Genomic DNA, 17,742 nt, shown 5'->3' with positions numbered 1-17,742 from the left:
ATGTTATCGAATATGCCAGCAGACAAATGTTGGTGTTCGATATGCAAGCTGTTGATACTGTAGCAATTGCTGAACAAATAAATTCCAGCTTACAGCACGCGTGGCATTTGGGGTGCACAGGCCGCTCGGTCGAGGCACTGACGCTCGCTGGCGAAATTCTGGCCGGCGCCAAGGCGCGGGGCGACGATTGGCTTGCTGCGCAATGCGACACCGACATCGCCTGGTACTGTTTTCAGATCGGCAAGGCCGAACTTGGACTGACGCATGTCCGGCGGGCGGTAGACTTCTGGAAATTGCACGGAGAACCCAGGCAGGAGGCCTATGCCCGGGCCTATTTCGGATGGCTGCTCTTGGAATTAGGCTTGCCGGAGGAAGCGATCGAAGAAGCGACCCGCGCGCTTGACCTGGCAGACAAGGTTGCAGACGCCAAGGCGCAAAGCCTGGCGACCAACGTCATTGGCATTATCTTCTGGTACAACAAGCAGCCTGACCGGGCGATCTTGATGAGCGAGCGGTCCGTCGAACTTGCCAGATCGATCGGCGACAAAACCTATGAATGCTGGTGGCTCGTCAATCTCGGCGGCGCTCATTCGGAAGGCGGATATATTGCCCAAGCTCTCGGCAAACCGGAAGAAGCACAGCGGATGCTGACCCGAGCGCTGGAACTGACCGAACAGGCGCTCGACATCGCCATCGAGACCGGCGACCGCTGGGCCGCTCGCATTTGTCTCGGCAACAACGCCGATTACTACAGCCACCTGGGCGAGCACGAGAAGGCTCTCCGGTGCATGGACCGTTATCAGCTATTTCAAGAGAACAGCTATGTCAGGGACAGGCAGCAATATCTCTATACCCTGGGTCAGATCTACATCAATTACGGAAAATTCGCGGACGCCCGATCGCTGCTGCTCGAGGCGATGGAACTGATCGGCGAGGGTGGCAGTTTCGATTCCTATATCCAGATCTATTTTTATCTGTCGCAGGCTCATGAAGGGCTGGGGCAGTTCGATCTGGCGCTGGAAGCCCATAAGAAATACCACCAGGCCTACCTGCAGAACAGTGCCGAGAGAACCCAGCAGCGCACACGCCTGGCCGAAATCTACTATGAAACCAAGCGGCTGAAGGAAGTTGCCGAAACGGAGACGAAGCGTGCCGATACGCTGGAGGCCTCCTATCAGAAACTGCAGGAAGAAACCGATATCCTTGCCAATGCCGTCTATCTCGACTCGCTGACCGGGCTCTATAACCGCAAATATCTCGACAGCCGCTTTAAGGAGCTGACATCCGAGAAACGTCCCTATTCGATCGCGATGCTGGATGTCGATCACTTCAAGTCGGTCAACGACAATTTCTCTCACATGATCGGCGACCAGGTTCTCAGCGCCATCGGAACCATATTGCGCAACCAGCTCAGGATTACCGATCAGGCGATCCGCTTTGGCGGCGAGGAGTTCGTCGTCCTGCTGGCGGGCGCTCCGCGAGGTGCTGCCGATGTCTGCGAGAGGCTGCGCTCGGCAGTCGAGCAATGGGACTGGTCGGAAATCTGCAACGGGCTGCGCGTCACGATCAGCATCGGTGTCGCCAGCACCCTGTCTGCCAAGTCTCCGAACGACATTTTGGCGATCGCCGATCAGAATCTCTATACGGCGAAAAAGACCGGTCGCAATCGCGTCGTGGCGTAGCGGCGTTCCGCAGCTTCCTGACAAAGTTCGCAGTTTTCTCTAAGACAGGAGTCTCTATAGCCCCTCGATGTCGAGGATGAAGGCGAATTCGCCGGCAAGCCCCGGCGCGTGGGCGATGACGGGTCCGCCCTCAGCAAGCAGCCTGTCGACATCGGGCATCGCCACCATTGCGCCGGCTTCTTCGGCGATCAGCGCACCGGCGAGCATGTCCCAGGCGTTGAGATGGCGCTCGTAATAGAGATCGGCCACGCCCTCGGCGACACGAACGAGGTCGATGGCAGCCGCGCCCGTGCGGCGGTAGTCCATGCCGCGTTCGTGGAGCCGCCGCAAGAGCGCCAGATGGTCGTCAAAGCTTGTCTTGCGGGAATGGCCGAGAATGACGAGCGCATGGGTCGGATCGGCGGTCGCAGCCGCATGAACCGGACGCCCGTCCTTGAAAGCGCCGCCGCCGCGGATGGCGTGAAAGACCGTGTCCGCGGTGGCATCGTAGACCACGCCGATCTCGACCGTGCCGCCGGCGACGAAGGCGATCGAGACGCCCCAGTGACGAAAGCCTCTGATATAGTTGGTCGTACCGTCGATCGGATCGACAACCCAGGTGCCGGCCCCGCCCGATCCTCCGCCGCTCTCCTCGCCCATGAACGTATCATCGGGAAAGCGCGAGAGGAGCCCGTCGCGGATCGCCTGCTCGGCCCGCCTGTCGGCGATGGTGACGAAATCCTGCAACCCCTTGTTCTCGACGGCAAGGGTGCCGGGGTTGCAGTCGCGCCGAAACCGGGCCGCTGCCCGTCCGACCTCGAGGGCGACTGACATCGCGACCTCTGATCGGGCGCGGATGGCGGCGGCATCGAATGCGGAATTCATCAGGCAGTCCTTCTTCTTATCAACGTTACCGGCGTGAATTCGACACGCGCCGTCAAGTCCGGCTCTGCGATCCGGCTCATCAGCAGGTCGACCGTCTGTTCGGCCTGGATGTCGCAGGGCTGGCGGATGGTCGTGAGGTCGTAGGCGGTCCAGCTCGCCTGGGGAATGTCGTCATGACCGATGACGCGTATCGGCGGCGCATCATCGCGGCTGCGGCTCTGCATGACGCGGTCGACCACGCCACAGGCCATATAGTCGTTGGCGCAGAACAGCCCGTCGATGCCGGATGCGGCAAGGTCGGCTGCCGCATCGTAGCCGCTCCGGTAATCGTTGATCCTGACCTGCAGCATCTGCGCTTCGACCCCGAGCTGCTTGCAGCGTGCCAGGAAGGCTTCGCTGCGCCGCCGCGCCGTATAGGATATGGCGGGAGCCGCCATGACGGCGAGCTTTCGCGCGCCGCTGTCTATCAGGTGGGTGGCGGCGAGATGGCCGGCCATGCGATCGTCGGAGATGATGCGGTCGACGAAGGGGATATCGTTGCCCTTGTTGATCAGCACGATCGGCACGCCCTCGGCCGCACATTGTTCGCAAATCTCGGTCGGTGGCGCGTCGGATGTAACGATGACGCCTGAGACGGCGTAATGCAGCAGCTGGCCGATGACGGTCGAGGTGTCCGCCTCCTGCGAGGTCGGCAGCAGGATGGGTCGGAAATTGCGGGCGATCAGCACTCTTGCCAGATTCTCGATCTGCAGCGTCCGGAACGGATTGTCGAGACCGGCGGCGACGACGCCGACCAGATCGGAGCGTTTGTTGGTGAGGCTTCGGGCCAGATAGTTCACCCGGTAACCGAGTTGCTTGGCGGCCTCGAAGACCTTCTCGCGCGTCTTCGGCGAGACGCTGGCATCCGGCGTGAAGGCGCGCGACACGGCGGCGCGCGAGACGCCGGCGACCCGCGCCACGTCGAAGGATGTTACCTTGCGCGGTCCCTTATCCCTGTCTGCCAACTGCTTTTTCCCTCTCTGCCGACGGCCGCATCAGATCGGGCAGATCCGTGCAGATGCCGAGAACCGGCAGTTTCATGATATCATCGAGAACGGCGGGCCGCTCCTCGTGCCAGAGCACGATCTCGCGGCCCGCTTCAAAGGCGCGGCGCATCAGCGCCTGGGTCACCAAATCCTGCGGGCGCTCGCCTGCCCTCTCCCAGCAAAGATGCAGGATATCGGCGCCGGCCTCGTCGCCGAGCGCATGCGGATCGTGGCCGACGCGGATCAGCACCGAGAGCGGAAAGTCGCAGCCTGCGTCCCTGAGTTCGCGCACCTGCGCGATGTCGAAGGAGCCGAGACAGGCGAACCGCTGGTTCATCTCGGCGAGATGGCGCCAGCAGCGCAAGCCTGTGCCGGGCGCCTTGAGCTCGATATAGAGGCCAGTTCCGGTCTCGCGGCCGAGGGCGGCGACCTCCGAGAAACTCGGGACGTCGACGTTATCGAGAGCGGCGAGCTCGGCGGCCGTCATGTCGGAAATACGGCGGTCGATGCCGAAGACGCGTTCCAGATGGTCGTCATGCGAAACGACGACGACGCCGTCGCGGGTCAGTTGTGTGTCGAGCTCCCACATCTCAGCGCCGAGTTCGGCAGCACGGCGGAAAGCGGCGATGGTGTTCTCGCGTTCGTGGCCGCTGGCGCCGCGATGGCCGATGCAGAAGGGCAGCCGGCCCTTGGCCGACGGCCAGCCGTAACGCTCGAAAAATGCCGAGAAATCGCGGGCCATCAGAGCCTCCTGCCGTTTTCGTCGAAGACCAGCACGCCGCGGCTGTCGATCGCCCAACGGACATCGTCGCCGACGCGAATGTCGTTGCGCACCGGCTGGATCGACCGCAGCAGCGGCCCGCCGGCAAGCGCCACGTCGTAGAGGTTCTCGCGCCCCTGCGTTTCGGCGAAGGTGACCTTGCCGGAGACGGGTGTGTCGCCCGCCGGGGTGAAATGCTCCGGTCGGACGCCGAGCATCAGCTTCGTGCCCTCCGCGGCGGCGACGGTATCATGCAAAGGGACTCGGATTTCGCTGTCTGGGATGACAAAGGCGCCTTTGTCCATGATGCCGCGCAGGAAGGTGATCGGCGGATTGCCGAGAAAGCCGGCGACGAAGGCGGTCTTCGGATCATTGTACATTTCGGCCGGCGTGGCGATCTGGACGATCTCGCCTTCCTTCATGATGGCGATGCGGTCGCACATGCTCATCGCCTCCACCTGATCATGGGTGACGAGGATGGCGGTGATACCGGTCTCGCGCTGCAGGCGGCGGATTTCCGAGCGCATTTCGAGCCGCAGCTTGGCGTCGAGATTGGCGAGCGGTTCGTCGAGCAGCAGCACGTCGGGCTTGCGGATCAGCGCGCGCGCCAGCGCCACGCGCTGCTGCTGGCCGCCCGAAAGCTGGGCGGGACGACGTTCCATGAGGTTGTCGATGTGAACAAGCCCGGAAATGCGCTCAACATCCTTGCGGATTTCGGCGGGGTTGACGCCCTTCACCTTCAGGGGAAAGCCGATATTTTCGGCGACTGTCATGTGCGGGTAGAGCGCATAGGACTGGAAGACGACGCCGACATTTCGGGCCTGGCTCGGCAGGTCGGTCACGTCGCGGTCGCCGAAGAGGATGCGCCCGCCGGTCGGCCGGTGAATGCCGCAGACCGCAAAAAGCGTCGTCGACTTGCCGCAGCCGGAAGGGCCGAGCAGTGCCAGCATCTCGCCGTCGCCGACTTCGAGCTGCATGTTCTCGATGACCTTGGTGGAGCCGAAGCTCTTCGAGAAATTGTCGAGGAGGATGCGCATCAGCCTTTGCTCCCGCCGCCGTAGATGTTCATGAGATATTTGTTGAAGAGTGCGTAGGCGATCAGAACCGGAAGGAAGTAGAAGATGCCAACCGCCTTGAACATGTTGAAATCGTAGTTGTTGTCGTCGACCAGGAAGCCGGCGAGGTAAACCGACAGCACCTGTACCTGGTTGCCGGGTGCCAGCACCTGCGGCAGGATGAATTCGCCCCAGCCGGAGAGGAAGGAGAACAGGCCGAGCGCCATGATGCCGGGCTTGACCTGTGGCAGCACCAGGCTGCGCCAGACGCGGAAACGCGAAGCGCCGTCGACGACCCCGGCCATTTCGATTTCCCAGGGCACGGTGTCGTAGAAGCCCTTCATCAGCCAGATGCCGAGCGGCAGGTCGATCGCCGCCTTCACCAGGATCACACCGATCAGCGAATTGTAGAGGCCGATCATCTGCAGCACGATGAAGATGGCGATGATCAGTGTCACCGACGGGAAGGCATGCAGAACCATGACGCCGGCAAGGAAGAAGCCGCGCGCCGGTACATTCAGTCGCGATAGCACGTAGCCCGCCATCGACGAGACGATGAGCACGACGCTGGTGGTGCTGGCTGCAAAGAGCAGCGTATTCACCGTCACCTGCCAGATGTTGGCCTTGCCCGCCGTCGTCTGCCACAGGAAACGCCAGTGATCGAGCGTCAGACCCGAAGGCAGCAAGGCGTCCGGCTGCTTTACCGTCACGGTGTCGAGGAAGAGATAGACATACATTAAGAGCAGCGGCAGGCTGACGATCGTCAGTGCCGATATGACGGGCCAGCTGCGGTAATTTGCCGAGGGCTGCGATCGTTCGGCCATGGTCAATCCTCGATCAGGGGCTTGGCGACAAGCGTGCCGTAGTTGAAGACGCGCAGATAGAGCAGCGACAGCGTGACGCCGATAACGACGAGCACCAGTGCCATGGCGGCGCCCAGCCCATATTCGAGATTGCCGGCATAGTTCCTGAGCGCGGTATGATAGGCGGCGAGCGCCCAGACCTCGGTCGAATTACCAGGTCCGCCGTTGGTGGCGAGCAGGATCTCGTTAAAGGAGGCGAGCAGCGACAGCGTCTGGTAGCAGGTGACGAAGAGGATCGGCCAACGCATCTGAGGCAGGATGATGTAGCGGATCTGCTGCCAGCGTGAGGCGCCGTCGACCTCGCTCGCATAGAACTGGCTCTTGGGAATGGCCTTCATCGCCGAAGAGAAGACCAGCATGCCCATCGAGGCGCCGATGAAGCCGTTGATCAGCACGACGAAGAACCAGGCGTTATAGGCGGTGTCGAGCAGGTAGTTCTTCGGGGGATAGCCGAACTTGCCCATCAGGATGGAGATGAAGCCGCTATCCCAGGCGAGCCATTTCCACAGCAGGACATAGATGACCACGGGGGTGATGCGCGGCAGGAGCCAGATGCCGCGGAAGATCGAGGCCGGCCCAGGCGGCATGTAATGCGTCCAGATCGCCAGCAGCAGCGCGTAGCCGACATTGAAAAGCATGAGCACCATGGCGACGTAGAGCGCGGTATTCAAGAGCACGCGCGCCATGTCGGGCGAGGTAGCCAGGCGCGAGAAATTATCGGTCGTCCAGGTCCAGCCGGTGTAGGTGGCCGTGGCGACAGTTTCCTTCTGTTCCGGCGTCAGCTTGAGGCCCAGCGTATCAAGAGCCGAAAACAGCTGTTCCTTGCTGTCGAAGCGTGTGTTGACGACGGAGCGGTTGAACTGTTCTGAGATCTGTTTGACGTCGCGTGTCGAAGGCCTCTCGGAGAGATCCTTGATCATCCGCTCGGCGTCGCGGCGGGTCGCAAAGACCTCACCCGTATGTTTGGCGCGCAATTCGCCGGCAATCCCCGGCGAAAGCCCGAGGCCCTCCACGGACTTGAGACCCGCTTCATCGATCGCGTAGCGCGGCTCGGAAATCTCGGCGGCGATGTCGGGCATCGCCGATTTCAGCGTGATCAGGGAATTGGGCGCAATCTGGTAGACACCGCCGGAGATGCCGGTCGCGGTCGTCATATTGGTCATCGAGAAAACCGCCGTCAGAACGACCGGCAGCAGGAAGAACAGGACGATCATGATCGCCGCGGGCGCGATCATCACCAGTCCAAGTGTTCTGGACGATTTCATGGCAGCCTCCTCGCGGGACCGGCCGGGCGGCGGGGTGGCCGCCGCCCGGAGGAATGCTTCAGCGGATGACGATCTTGTCGCCGAGCGTGCTCTTCAGCTCGCTTTCGGCATCACTGACCGCGGCATCGACGGCCTTGTCGCCGGTCCAGGATGCCTGAAGGTTCTTCCACATGATGTTCCAGTAGGTGCCGAAATCGGAATTGTTCGGCATGGCATTGGCATGCGGCAGCAGGCGTTCCGTGGCTTCCCGGGTCCAGCGGTCGGCCGAGTAGAAATCGACTTCGGATTCTGCCTCGGAGATGCCGAGATGGGCCGATTTGACCGCATGCAGCGCGTTGATACGCGGCTCGGAGGCAATCGTGATCAGCTGGGCGGCGATGTCGGTCTCTTCCTTGTCGTGACCTGCGGTCAAGAGGTAGACGAGCGGATGGGTCAGCGTGTTGGCCTTGCCGCCTTCACCGGCCGGGATCAGCGTGAAGATCACGTTGCCGAAGAAGTCCTTGAGGCCTTCCTGGTTGACGAGGCGGGCATAGTGCCAGGTGCCGCCGTCCCAAATGCCGGCCTTGCCGGTGGCGACTTCCTTCCACCACTGGTCGCCCGGCATGCCGATGTGGTTCTTCTTGGTGACGCCTGATTTCACCGCATCGGCGAAGAACTGGTAAGTACGGGTCATCGCCGCCTTGTCGAAGACGAGCTTGCCGCCCTCTTCCATCGTGCCGCCGAACGAGGTGTAGAACTGCCAGTAGTCAGGGCCGTTGCTGGTGCGTGGATAGAAGCCGTAGCCCGGTTGGACGAGGCCCTTGTCCTGCATCTTCTTGGCGTCTTCGAGCAGGTTCTTCATGGTGTACTTGCCGTCCTGAACGCTCTGCGGCAGCGCATCGAGGTCAGCGTCGCTATAGCCGATCGCTTTCATATACGGCTTCCAGAAGAACATCGGACGGGATTCGGCATCCTGCGGAATGCCGTAGACAGTGCCGTTGTAGGAGGCGATCTGCAGCAGGTTCTCGTAGATGCCGTTGAGTGGCCAGGAGTCGAGATCGACATAATCCTCGATCGGAACGATGAGACCGGCCTGCGACCAGGGCGCGATGTCTTCATGACCGCTGACGACGATATCGGGCGCGGTCTTGGCTTCCGCGGCGAGCGTCAGCGCCTGCTTGAAATCCTCCCAGGCCGAATAGGATTTCTTTTCGACGGTGATCTTCAGGTCTTCACCCTTGAGGGCGGCCTGGCGCTGCAACTGCTGGGCTGCGATCTCGATGGCGTCGAGGCGATAGACGTCGTTCGGGCCGGTGCCGCCTGCCCAGACGCTGATGGTAACGTCCTTGGCCAAGGCGAAAGCGGAGGTCGAGGCCAGGATGGCGGCCGCGATGGTGAGGGATTTCAGTGTCGGCAAAATGGTCATCTTCTTCGTCTCCCTGGAAGAGCAGCGTGAAGCCTCTTGGCGGGTCAGCACTGCTGATGATGGCCGCTCCGAAACCCCACGAAAACGTGACGATGTCCGCTCTAGGGGGTTGATGTAACGACCGAATGACAAATTGAGCACGTGTGCAAAAATTATTATGACGATCTTCTCGACATGGTCAATGCCGATGAAAGGGCCAGTTTCAATTGCCGGTAAACATCGATGCCGACAGCGCTGGGGCAAGGTCGGTCCATCGCGAGGCAGGCCGCCACAATGGCACTGCCGGCCTCACAGGGACCGGACTCCGCTCTTGCCTGTCTGTCGTCGATCGGCTAATAATTGCCGCCGGAGCAATTCAACAACGGAGGCGTGCAATGACAGATATTTCCTCGTCCAACGCCTCTTTGGCATAGGCTTCCGAAGCTCCCTGCCTCGATTCAATCCGAGACCTTTCAAGCTTCACCATCCGAAGACGGCATCCGTTTCGCACGCAGCGTTTTGGCGCGGCGATGTCCGCGCGGCATGGCGTTGCGCTCTTCAAGCTTGAGAGAAGGGCGGTTCAGAATTCTGACCGCGATTGATCATGAACAATCAGCACGCCGGCGAGAGCCTGGCGACATCCATGAGCGAGCTTTGCTCGCGATTTAGCTTTCGGGAGATTCTCGTCGCAACCATCATCGCCCGGCACAAACGCCGTCGCATGGTGAACAGCTTGGGCTTCTTTCCAGCATGGCTGCGCCGCGACCTCGCTTTATCAGACGAATAGATCGGCTTCCTCGCCGATGTTGGCGAATATCCGGCCGGGATGGTTTCAAGGCAAATCATCCCGGCCGGCTTCGGCGGGCGAGCCACGCTTTGATTGAAATCCCTGGAGCTTTAAGTTACGGGAGTATGCTTGGATTTCGGTATCCATCGCATCCTGCTTTCTCCGATCATCGTTTTGGCACGTCCATTCCATGAGCCTTGAATCCGTCCGCGCCTTTTTCCGCACCCACGCACCCGATATCGAAATCATCGAAACCGCCGAAAGCTCCTCGACGGTGGCGCTTGCCGCAGAAGCGCACGGCGTCGAGCCCGCCCAGATCGCCAAGACGATCTGTCTGCGTGTCGGCGAGCAGATGATGCTGGTCGTTGCCGGCGGCACGGCGCGGCTCGACAATCGCAAGTTCAAGGACACGTTCGGGGGCAAGGGCCGCATGCTCGATGCCGAGGAAGTCGTGACCGTCACCAGCCATCCGGTCGGCGGCGTCTGCCCCTTCGGACTGCCCTCGCCGCTGCCGATCTATTGCGACATCTCGCTGAAACGTTTCGATGAAGTCGTGCCGGCAGCCGGCTCGACGAATTCGGCCGTGCGTATCGAAACCGGGCGGCTGGCCGAGCTGACCGGCGCCAGCTGGGTCGACGTCTGCCAGTAGACCTGTGGCGGTAATGGCGCCGAAGAACTTCAAACCCGGGAAAGTGTACCTATATGTCTCCTGACATGCCGTGATTGCGCATGACAGGAGATCAGGAATGCCGGGTGCCATTTCGCGTTTTGCCAAGTTTGCGGCCATTGCCGCTCTGACAAGCGCTACCGTTTTTGCTTCCCTCGACAGCGCCGAGGCGCGCCGGGCCGGCAGCGGCGGTTTCGGAAGCCGCGGTACGCGCACCTTCCAGGCCCCGCCCGTCACCAGCACCGCGCCTGCACCCGCCGCGCCGATCGAACGGTCGATGACGCCGCGTCCGCAGACCACGGCACCTGCAACCGCGCAGCAGCCCTTCGGCGCCCAGCGTCCCGGTCTCTTCGGCGGCTTCGGCCGTTCGATGATCGGCGGCCTGATTGCCGGTGGCCTCCTTGGCATGCTGCTCGGGCACGGTTTCGGCGGCGGCTTCGGCTTTCTCGGCATGCTGCTGCAGATCGCTTTGATCGGCGGCGCCGTCATGCTTGCCATGCGTTATTTCGCCAATCGCCGTCAGCCTTCTTATGGCGTGGGCGGCCAGAGCCGATCCTACGGCCAGTCCTTCAACATGTCGCCCGCGAACAATTCGTCGTTCCAGATCCCGGCGATCGGTTCGGGTGCCGGTTACGGCGGGCAGTCGCGCGGCAACCGCCCGAGCGACGAGATCGGATTGACGCAAGCCGATCTCGATCAGTTCGAGGAGCTGCTGACGAGCGTGCAGACGGCTTACGGTGCCGAGGATTACGGCACGCTGCGCCGGCTGACGACGCCCGAGGCGATGTCCTATCTTGCCGAGGAGCTCGGCGAAAACGCCACCAACGGCGTGCGCAACCGCGTTTCCGATGTCAAGCTGCTGCAGGGCGATATCGCCGAGGCTTGGCGCGAGGACGGTCAGGACTATGCGACACTCGCCATGCGCTATTCCTCGATCGATGCCATGGTCGAACGCAACAGCGGCCGCGTCGTTTCCGGTGACATCAGTCGCCCGAGCGAGAGCACCGAGGTATGGACCTTCGTGCGCAAGCCGAGCGGCGACTGGAAACTCGCTGCGATCCAGGGCGCGGAGCAACGCGCCGCTTAATGCGGCGCGCCTCTCCTGGCCTAATTCACCGCGACCGGTTTGGAACGCATGCGGGAGACCGTTTCGCGTTCCGCCCGTTTGCAGCGCATCGGCGGCAGGCCGCGATCCATCAGGTCCATATCTTCGAGCACCATGTCGCCCATCTTCTTGAAGGCGCTGTCGAGGGCGCCTGCCCGGTGCGCCGAGCGGATGAAGCCTTTCAGGCTTCGCACCGGATGATCGGGCGGCAGCGGTTCTTGCGGATAGACGTCGCTCGCCGCGACGATCTGGCCTGACGAGACGGCCGCCATCAGCGCATCGAAATCGACGACATCGGCGCGGCTGAGCAGGATGAAGGCCGCGCCCCTGCGCATGCTGGCGAAGGCTTCCGTGCCGAGAAATCCCCTGTTCTCACTGGTGACGGCGGCGACGACGAAGACGAAATCGCTCTTCGTCAGCACATCCTCCAGGCTTGCCGGCTCGACACCATTTTCCTCGAGGATCGAGCGCGGCAGCCAGGGATCGAACACCCGGATGCGCGCCCTGAAGCCGGACAGCAGCCTGCGCAGCGCCTTGCCGAGATCGCCGAAGCCGACGATGCCTATCTCGGAGCCGGCGATCAGCCGCGCGCTCGCATTGCCCTCCCCGCCCCAGAGTTCGCTGCCCTCGCGAAACGCCACATCCGCATCGACGATGCCGCGCGCCAAGGCCAGCGCGAAGCCGAGACCGATTTCGGCGACCGGCTCGGCAAAGACCTGGCCTGTGGTCACCACATGGACCCCGCGCTGAAACAGCACCTCATAGGGCATGTTGTTGAGAAGATTGCTTTCGACGTTGAGGATCGAGCGCAAGGCCGGCATTCTGGCCAGCGTCTCCGCCGAAAGCGGCGGCTGGCCGATAATGTAGCGCGCCCTGCCGAGGATTTCGTCGCCGAGGCCGGCGATATTCTCTGGATCGGCCTCGACGATCTCGTATTTCGCATGCAATTCGGCGCGCGCCGTGTCGGTGAAGATCAGATCGAGCGTGCGCGGTTCGGGGGCGCTGATCGCCAGCGGCCGTTCGGTATTGGTCATGGGCACCTCCTCCATCGCGGCGGCTTGCGCCATCTCCGCCGGACGATTGATAGCCGCTGTGCGGCGTTGTTTCCAGTTCCGGATCGTCGATGACGCCGGCAGTTGGAAAAGCGGCCGAAATCGGCATTTGCCTATCTGATAAGCAATTGAAATGCTTTGGCATTTCTTGGCATATTTATTTGACGGTGCGAATTCTTTGAATTAGCTTTGCGGCCTGGAACCGTGCCCGGCGCCGGCGGCCGCAGGATATTCAGAAACTCACAAGGGAATCGAACAATGAAATCAGCACTCAAGACCGGTTTGCTCGCGCTTGCCGCCGCAGCGCTTCCGGCGGTCGCCTATGCCCACACCGGTGTCGGTCAGACATCCGGCTTCATGCACGGCTTCAGCCATCCCATTTCCGGTCTCGACCACATCCTTGCCATGGTGATGGTCGGCGTCTTCGCATTCCAGCTCGGCGGCCGCGCGGTCTGGCTGGTGCCTGCGACCTTCGTCCTCGTCATGGCGGTCGGCGGCGGGCTTGGCATAGCAGGCGTGAACGTTCCCTTCGTCGAAGTCGGCATCGCGCTGTCCGTCATCGTTCTCGGTGCGATCGTAGCCCTCAGCGTCAAGGCTCCGACCGCGGTTGCGATGGGCGTCGTCGGTCTCTTCGCGATCTTCCATGGGCACGCGCACGGCGCTGAGATGCCGGAGGATGCGGGTGGTGCCGCCTATGCAGCCGGTTTCATGATCGCGACCGCGCTTCTCCATGCCGCCGGTCTCGGTCTCGGCTTCCTGATCGCCCGCATCGGTGAGCGCCAGGGTCCGTTCGTCGTGCGCACCACCGGCGGCCTTGCCGCCGTTGCCGGCGTCGGAATCCTGATGGGCTTAATCTGAGCCTTTTAGGCTCGATACCGTCACGGTCCGCGCCTTTTGGCCTTTGCGTTTGGCGAAACCCGGACGCATGAGTGCCGCCAAACACCGCAATCAACCAGAACGCCCGGCATGCGCACCGCATTGCCGGGCTTTCTGCGTCATAGCTGCGAAGTGCTGCTGAATTGATCCAAGTCAAGTCCGGACGTGACGCGTCCTGTTATATCCAGTTCACGATCAATGAACGGACATCCAAATTGACGCAGGGCCGCCTTGCGGATTGTCGGCTGGTCGCGAAATTGACTATAGTGATTTCAGAAATTACTGAAATCACAGACGCAACGGAAATGACCATGAACCTTCCGCCTCTCGTTCAGTCCTTCGTTCTCCATTTCGGCGAAATGGGCTCCCGCTGGGGAATCAACCGCACGGTCGGCCAGATCTATGCCCTGCTCTACGTCTCGCCAGCGCCGATCTGTGCCGAGGAGATTGCCGATGCACTCGCCATTTCGCGCTCCAACGTGTCGATGAGCCTGCGCGAACTGCAGGCGTGGAACCTCGTGCTTCTCAAGCACAAGCCGGATGATCGCCGCGATTTTTTCACCACGCCGGATGATGTCTGGCTCATCTTGCGCACACTTGCCGAGGAGCGAAAGAAGCGGGAAGTCGATCCGACGCTGTCGGTCCTGCGGGAGATCCTGATGCAGCGGCCGGCGAGCGAGGCCGAACGGCATGCGCAGGCGCGCATGAGCGAGATGCACACGCTGATCGAGCAGCTGACGCATTGGTATGAAGACGTAAAACAACTTGAAACCGAAAGGCTTGCGACGCTACTCTCGCTCGGCGCGAAAGTGACCAAGCTTCTGGAGGCCAAGGACCGGGTCATCTCGCTCGGCCGCAGCCGCCGGCCGAATCCTGCGAACAAGAGTTAGCGCCATGGGCACTGCTTTCTTCGACGCGAAGGACAGGGGGGAGACCGAGCCGGCGCCGGACGGCGATACCGTCTCGTCCATTACCGGTCCGGATGATGCGAAAGGCGGGCTGCGCCGAGCGGCGATGCTGCAGGCGCTGGCCGCGGCCGTCTGGATCCCGCAGGCCGGCTTGCTCGCCGTCTCGGTCGGGCGCATCGCCGATGGCGGTGGACTGCGGGAGGTTCTCTGGCCAGCCCTCGGTATCCTCGCGCTCGGATTGGCAAGAAGCTGTCTCGACGCGGCCGGCGGCCGCCTCGCCTTTCATATCGCGCGCGCCGAACTCAGCCGCAGGCGGCAGGCCGCCGTCGCCGCAGTTTCCCTGTCGTCGCCGATCGATCGCGGTCGGCCGGCCTCCGGCAAAGCCGCAAGCGTCATCGGCGAGCAGGCCGAACTCATCGTGCCCTATCTCGCCCGTTTCCAGCCGGCGCGTCTGAAGGCGAGCCTTGTGCCGCTCGTCATCCTTGCCTTCATCCTGCCGGTCTCCTGGATCGCTGCGCTGGTTCTGCTGTTCGCGGCGCCGCTGATCCCCATTTTCATGGCGCTGATCGGCTGGCGTGCCCAGGCGGCCAGCGAAAAACAACTCGTTGCGACGGGCGGTCTCAACGGCTTCCTGCTCGATCGGCTGCGCGGACTGGCGACGATCCGTGCACTCGACGCGGTGGATGCGACCGCTCTGCGGCTGCGAGCGGAAGCGGAATCCCTGCGCCGGCGGACCATGGCGGTGCTGAAGATCGCCTTTCTCTCCTCGGCCGTGCTTGAGCTTTTCGCCGCACTCGGCGTGGCGTTGATTGCCGTCTATGTCGGCTTCAGCCTGCTCGGCGAGATCCGCTTCGGCACCTGGGCCGGCCGGCTCGATCTGACCGAAGGCCTGTTCATCCTGCTGCTGGCGCCGGCCTTCTTCGAGCCGCTGCGCGAGCTTTCGGCCGTCTGGCATGATCGGGCCGCAGGCGAAGCGGCGCTGAAGGCGCTGGATGCGTTGGCTGCAGGCGGTTTGCCGATCCGGGGATCGGCCGAGGCAACCCTGCCCGCAGGCCTTGGGGCTGCTGCTATCCGCCTCGAAAATCTCGCCTTCCGGTATGGCGCCGACGAACCGCTTGTTCTCGACGGTTTCAACCTCGATATCGCCGCCGGGGAACATCTGGCTCTTCTCGGCGCCAGCGGTTCCGGAAAATCGACGCTTCTTTCGTTGCTATCAGGACTGGCGCCCTGCGCCGGCGGGCGTATCGTCATCGACGGTGCCGAGCTTGCGGACGAGACTGCCGCCAGCCTGCGCGGCGCGATGGCCTGGATCGGCCAGAAGCCGCATATTTTTGCCGGCACCATCGCGGGCAATATTTCGCTCGGCAGACCCGGGATCGCACGCAGCGATATTACGAATGCGCTTGCCGCCGCGCAACTCGGAAAGGTGGCCGACGCCTATGGCAGCCGGCCGCTCGGCGAGGGAGGCATCGGGCTTTCCGGCGGCGAGACGCTGCGGCTGGCGATCGCGCGGGCGGCCTGCAATCCACATCTGCGGATCATCCTGGCCGACGAGCCGACCGCGCATCTCGATGCCGCCACCGCCGCCGAAGTGACGGAGAGCCTGCTTTCGCTTGCCAGGGGCCGCACCTTGATCGTCGCCACCCACGATCCGCGGCTGGCCGCGCGCATGCATCGCAGCATGCGCATCGACGCCGACTTTATCGTAAGAGAGGCTGCCGAATGAGCACATTTGCTGCAGATCTCATGCCGATCCTGCGTCTGTTCTTTGCCGAGCGCCGGCGCGCGCTGCTGCTCGGCGCGGCACTGTCGGCGGCAACCGTCCTGGCGGGCATCGGTCTGCTCGGCCTGTCCGGCTGGTTCATCACCGCCACCTCGCTTGCCGGCCTTTCGGCCGCCGTCGCCATCACCTTCGACGTCTTTGCGCCCTCGGCCGGCATCCGCCTGCTCGCCATTGTCCGTACCGCCGCACGCTACGGCGAAAGGCTGGCGACCCATGACGCGACGCTTAGCGTGCTTGCCGCCCTTCGCGAAAGGCTGTTTCGCGGCTTCGCCGGAGCGGGTGCGGCGCGCACGCTCCTGCATCGCCCGGCACGACTGCTGTTCCGGCTGACGGCCGATATCGATGCGCTCGATTCTCTCTACCTGCGTATCCTCGTGCCGGCTGCCGTGGCGATCGGCGCGGCGCTGGCGGCAAGCCTGGCACTGGGGTTGATGCATCCCGTGTTCGGCCTGTGCTTCGGCCTTTGTCTCGCCGGCGCCGGGCTCGGGCTGCCTGTGATCGCCGGCCGGGCGGCGCGCAAACAGGCCCGCCGGCGCGCCCACGGCATTGAGGCGTTGCGGTCGCGGACGATCGATCTCGTCGCCGGCCAGACCGACCTCTTGATGGCCGGCAGATTGGCCGCGCAAAAACACGCGATCATGACAGCCGACGGCTATGCCGGCCGCGCCGACGATCGGCTGAACCGCGTCGAAACCGGCCTGACATTCGGCTTCGGCCTCGTCTCCACCCTGCTGCTGACGGCGTCGCTGCTTGCCGTCGCCGCCCTTGCGGAATCGAAGGTGATCAGCGCTCCGGTCGCAGCCCTCGGCCTGCTCGTCGCCTTTGCGGCGGTCGAACCCTTCGCCGCACTCCGTCGCGGCGCCCTGGAAATTGGGCGGACGCTGCTTGCGGCGAAGCGCATCGCGCCGCGGCTTGCTGTCGCGAAGGCATCCGAACCCTTGGCGGCGCCGCTGCCGGGATACGCTTTCTCGCTGGCTAACGTATCCGCCTTCCATGAAAATTCCGTCGTGCCGGCACTCCAGGGCATCGACCTCACGCTCCAGCAAGGCGAACGCCTGGCCGTCATCGGCAGCAGCGGCGCCGGCAAATCGAGCCTGCTCGCCCTGCTTTCCGGCGAACTGCCGGCAAGAACGGGAAACATCGCTGCGGTAACGGCGACCTTGCTGACGCAACGGACGGAACTGTTCGAGGACAGCCTGCGCGGCAATCTCGCTCTTGCCAACCCCGATGCGAGCGAGGCCCGCCTTCGTGACGCGCTCGCCGCCGCCGGCCTGCTTGCCGATATCGAGGCCATGCCGCGGGGGCTCGATACGCCGCTCGGCGAAGGCGGGCTCGGCCTTTCCGGCGGCCAGTCACGCCGGCTGGCGCTGGCCCGGCTCTTCCTGCGTGACACGCCGCTCTGGCTGCTCGACGAGCCGACCGAGGGGCTCGACGGCACTACCGCCCGCGACGTGCTTTGTCGCCTGTCTGATATGTCGGCGGGCCGCTCGCTGGTGATTGCAACGCATATCCGCCGCGAGGCCGCCATCGCAGACCGCATCGCCGTCATCGAAGGCGGCCGCATTTCAGAGATTTCGCGCCGCGGAGAGGCGGCGTTCGAAAAGGCGCTCGACCGGCTTCGGCCGGATTAGAGCAGGACCGCATGCCCTCAGGCGCCGGCCGGCGC

16 protein-coding genes are annotated in these 17,742 nt (G+C 63.1%); 8 read left to right on the top strand and 8 right to left on the bottom strand.

Annotation, left to right across the window (positions count from 1 at the left end):
• Positions 1 to 26 precede the first annotated feature (26 nt).
• Positions 27 to 1,682, top strand: a complete 1,656-nt coding sequence (locus CO666_RS25890; RefSeq protein ID WP_097614899.1) for a diguanylate cyclase — start codon at positions 27 to 29, stop codon at positions 1,680 to 1,682.
• A 54-nt stretch (positions 1,683 to 1,736) separates the two neighbouring features.
• On the opposite strand, the gene CO666_RS25885 is transcribed toward CO666_RS25890, so the two are convergent.
• Genes CO666_RS25885 through CO666_RS25855 form a run of 7 tightly spaced genes read right to left on the bottom strand, consistent with a single transcriptional unit; the run spans position 1,737 to position 8,919 of the window.
• Positions 1,737 to 2,546: an inositol monophosphatase family protein gene (locus CO666_RS25885; protein ID WP_097614898.1), complete on the bottom strand. Its 810-nt coding sequence runs from the start codon at positions 2,544 to 2,546 to the stop codon at positions 1,737 to 1,739.
• A complete protein-coding gene (locus CO666_RS25880; protein WP_097614897.1) occupies positions 2,546 to 3,550 on the bottom strand; it encodes a LacI family DNA-binding transcriptional regulator in 1,005 nt (334 codons plus the stop codon). Before CO666_RS25880 ends, CO666_RS25885 begins: the two co-directional genes overlap by 1 nt.
• Entirely contained in the window at positions 3,534 to 4,313 is a 780-nt protein-coding gene (locus CO666_RS25875; protein ID WP_097614896.1) for a glycerophosphodiester phosphodiesterase, read from the bottom strand. Before CO666_RS25875 ends, CO666_RS25880 begins: the two co-directional genes overlap by 17 nt.
• Positions 4,313 to 5,368, bottom strand: a complete 1,056-nt coding sequence (locus tag CO666_RS25870) for an ABC transporter ATP-binding protein (protein ID WP_097614895.1) — start codon at positions 5,366 to 5,368, stop codon at positions 4,313 to 4,315. The genes CO666_RS25875 and CO666_RS25870 overlap by 1 nt, the downstream gene beginning before the upstream one ends.
• On the bottom strand, positions 5,368 to 6,210 hold the full coding sequence (locus CO666_RS25865; RefSeq protein WP_097614894.1) for a carbohydrate ABC transporter permease: 843 nt from the start codon (positions 6,208 to 6,210) through the stop codon (positions 5,368 to 5,370). Before CO666_RS25865 ends, CO666_RS25870 begins: the two co-directional genes overlap by 1 nt.
• A 2-nt stretch (positions 6,211 to 6,212) precedes the next feature.
• The gene (locus tag CO666_RS25860; RefSeq protein ID WP_097614893.1) at positions 6,213 to 7,514 is read right to left on the bottom strand and encodes a carbohydrate ABC transporter permease; all 1,302 of its coding nucleotides are present in this window, start codon (positions 7,512 to 7,514) and stop codon (positions 6,213 to 6,215) included.
• 58 nt (positions 7,515 to 7,572) lie between these two features.
• A complete protein-coding gene (locus tag CO666_RS25855; RefSeq protein ID WP_097614892.1) occupies positions 7,573 to 8,919 on the bottom strand; it encodes an extracellular solute-binding protein in 1,347 nt (448 codons plus the stop codon).
• Positions 8,920 to 9,502: 583 nt separating this feature from the next.
• On the opposite strand from CO666_RS25855, the gene CO666_RS25850 reads away from it, so the two are divergent.
• From CO666_RS25850 to CO666_RS25840, 3 genes are all read left to right on the top strand, one after another.
• The gene (locus tag CO666_RS25850) at positions 9,503 to 9,685 is read left to right on the top strand and encodes a hypothetical protein (RefSeq protein ID WP_097614891.1); all 183 of its coding nucleotides are present in this window, start codon (positions 9,503 to 9,505) and stop codon (positions 9,683 to 9,685) included.
• Positions 9,686 to 9,875: 190 nt separating this feature from the next.
• Complete coding sequence (locus CO666_RS25845) at positions 9,876 to 10,334, top strand: YbaK/EbsC family protein (protein WP_097614890.1); 459 nt, start codon at positions 9,876 to 9,878, stop codon at positions 10,332 to 10,334.
• A 97-nt stretch (positions 10,335 to 10,431) separates the two neighbouring features.
• A complete protein-coding gene (locus tag CO666_RS25840; RefSeq protein ID WP_097614889.1) occupies positions 10,432 to 11,439 on the top strand; it encodes a Tim44 domain-containing protein in 1,008 nt (335 codons plus the stop codon).
• A gap of 20 nt (positions 11,440 to 11,459) precedes the next feature.
• Here CO666_RS25840 and CO666_RS25835 read toward each other — a convergent pair whose 3' ends face one another.
• Entirely contained in the window at positions 11,460 to 12,491 is a 1,032-nt protein-coding gene (locus tag CO666_RS25835; protein ID WP_097614955.1) for a hydroxyacid dehydrogenase, read from the bottom strand.
• A 276-nt stretch (positions 12,492 to 12,767) separates the two neighbouring features.
• On the opposite strand from CO666_RS25835, the gene CO666_RS25830 reads away from it, so the two are divergent.
• The 4 genes from CO666_RS25830 (at position 12,768) to CO666_RS25815 (ending at position 17,707) form a co-directional block, all read left to right on the top strand.
• Entirely contained in the window at positions 12,768 to 13,367 is a 600-nt protein-coding gene (locus CO666_RS25830; RefSeq protein ID WP_097614888.1) for a HupE/UreJ family protein, read from the top strand.
• A gap of 329 nt (positions 13,368 to 13,696) precedes the next feature.
• The gene (locus CO666_RS25825; protein ID WP_097614887.1) at positions 13,697 to 14,275 is read left to right on the top strand and encodes a GbsR/MarR family transcriptional regulator; all 579 of its coding nucleotides are present in this window, start codon (positions 13,697 to 13,699) and stop codon (positions 14,273 to 14,275) included.
• Between the two features lie 4 nt (positions 14,276 to 14,279).
• Positions 14,280 to 16,019 carry a thiol reductant ABC exporter subunit CydD gene (gene cydD, locus CO666_RS25820; protein ID WP_097614886.1) on the top strand — a complete coding sequence of 580 codons (1,740 nt, stop codon included), beginning with the start codon at positions 14,280 to 14,282 and terminating at the stop codon, positions 16,017 to 16,019.
• Positions 16,016 to 17,707 carry an amino acid ABC transporter ATP-binding/permease protein gene (locus CO666_RS25815; protein WP_097614885.1) on the top strand — a complete coding sequence of 564 codons (1,692 nt, stop codon included), beginning with the start codon at positions 16,016 to 16,018 and terminating at the stop codon, positions 17,705 to 17,707. The genes cydD and CO666_RS25815 overlap by 4 nt, the downstream gene beginning before the upstream one ends.
• Positions 17,708 to 17,742 lie beyond the last annotated feature (35 nt).

This window comes from Rhizobium chutanense, from assembly GCF_002531935.1.
Classification (GTDB): Bacteria; Pseudomonadota; Alphaproteobacteria; order Rhizobiales; family Rhizobiaceae; genus Rhizobium; species Rhizobium chutanense.
The sequence above is the reverse complement of the archived record's forward strand: the minus strand, read 5'-3'. Positions and strand labels throughout refer to the sequence as shown.

What these genes read in the sequence shown, in the direction of transcription:
- CO666_RS25890 (WP_097614899.1), top strand. Translation starts at nt 27, where the DNA reads ATGTTGGTGTTCGATATGCAAGCTGTTGATACTGTAGCAATTGCTGAA.
- CO666_RS25885 (WP_097614898.1), bottom strand. Translation starts at nt 2,546, where the DNA reads ATGAATTCCGCATTCGATGCCGCCGCCATCCGCGCCCGATCAGAGGTC.
- CO666_RS25875 (WP_097614896.1), bottom strand. Translation starts at nt 4,313, where the DNA reads ATGGCCCGCGATTTCTCGGCATTTTTCGAGCGTTACGGCTGGCCGTCG.
- CO666_RS25870 (WP_097614895.1), bottom strand. Translation starts at nt 5,368, where the DNA reads ATGCGCATCCTCCTCGACAATTTCTCGAAGAGCTTCGGCTCCACCAAG.
- CO666_RS25865 (WP_097614894.1), bottom strand. Translation starts at nt 6,210, where the DNA reads ATGGCCGAACGATCGCAGCCCTCGGCAAATTACCGCAGCTGGCCCGTC.
- CO666_RS25860 (WP_097614893.1), bottom strand. Translation starts at nt 7,514, where the DNA reads ATGAAATCGTCCAGAACACTTGGACTGGTGATGATCGCGCCCGCGGCG.
- CO666_RS25855 (WP_097614892.1), bottom strand. Translation starts at nt 8,919, where the DNA reads ATGACCATTTTGCCGACACTGAAATCCCTCACCATCGCGGCCGCCATC.
- CO666_RS25850 (WP_097614891.1), top strand. Translation starts at nt 9,503, where the DNA reads ATGAACAATCAGCACGCCGGCGAGAGCCTGGCGACATCCATGAGCGAG.
- CO666_RS25845 (WP_097614890.1), top strand. Translation starts at nt 9,876, where the DNA reads ATGAGCCTTGAATCCGTCCGCGCCTTTTTCCGCACCCACGCACCCGAT.
- CO666_RS25840 (WP_097614889.1), top strand. Translation starts at nt 10,432, where the DNA reads ATGCCGGGTGCCATTTCGCGTTTTGCCAAGTTTGCGGCCATTGCCGCT.
- CO666_RS25835 (WP_097614955.1), bottom strand. Translation starts at nt 12,491, where the DNA reads ATGACCAATACCGAACGGCCGCTGGCGATCAGCGCCCCCGAACCGCGC.
- CO666_RS25830 (WP_097614888.1), top strand. Translation starts at nt 12,768, where the DNA reads ATGAAATCAGCACTCAAGACCGGTTTGCTCGCGCTTGCCGCCGCAGCG.
- CO666_RS25825 (WP_097614887.1), top strand. Translation starts at nt 13,697, where the DNA reads ATGAACCTTCCGCCTCTCGTTCAGTCCTTCGTTCTCCATTTCGGCGAA.
- cydD (WP_097614886.1), top strand. Translation starts at nt 14,280, where the DNA reads ATGGGCACTGCTTTCTTCGACGCGAAGGACAGGGGGGAGACCGAGCCG.
- CO666_RS25815 (WP_097614885.1), top strand. Translation starts at nt 16,016, where the DNA reads ATGAGCACATTTGCTGCAGATCTCATGCCGATCCTGCGTCTGTTCTTT.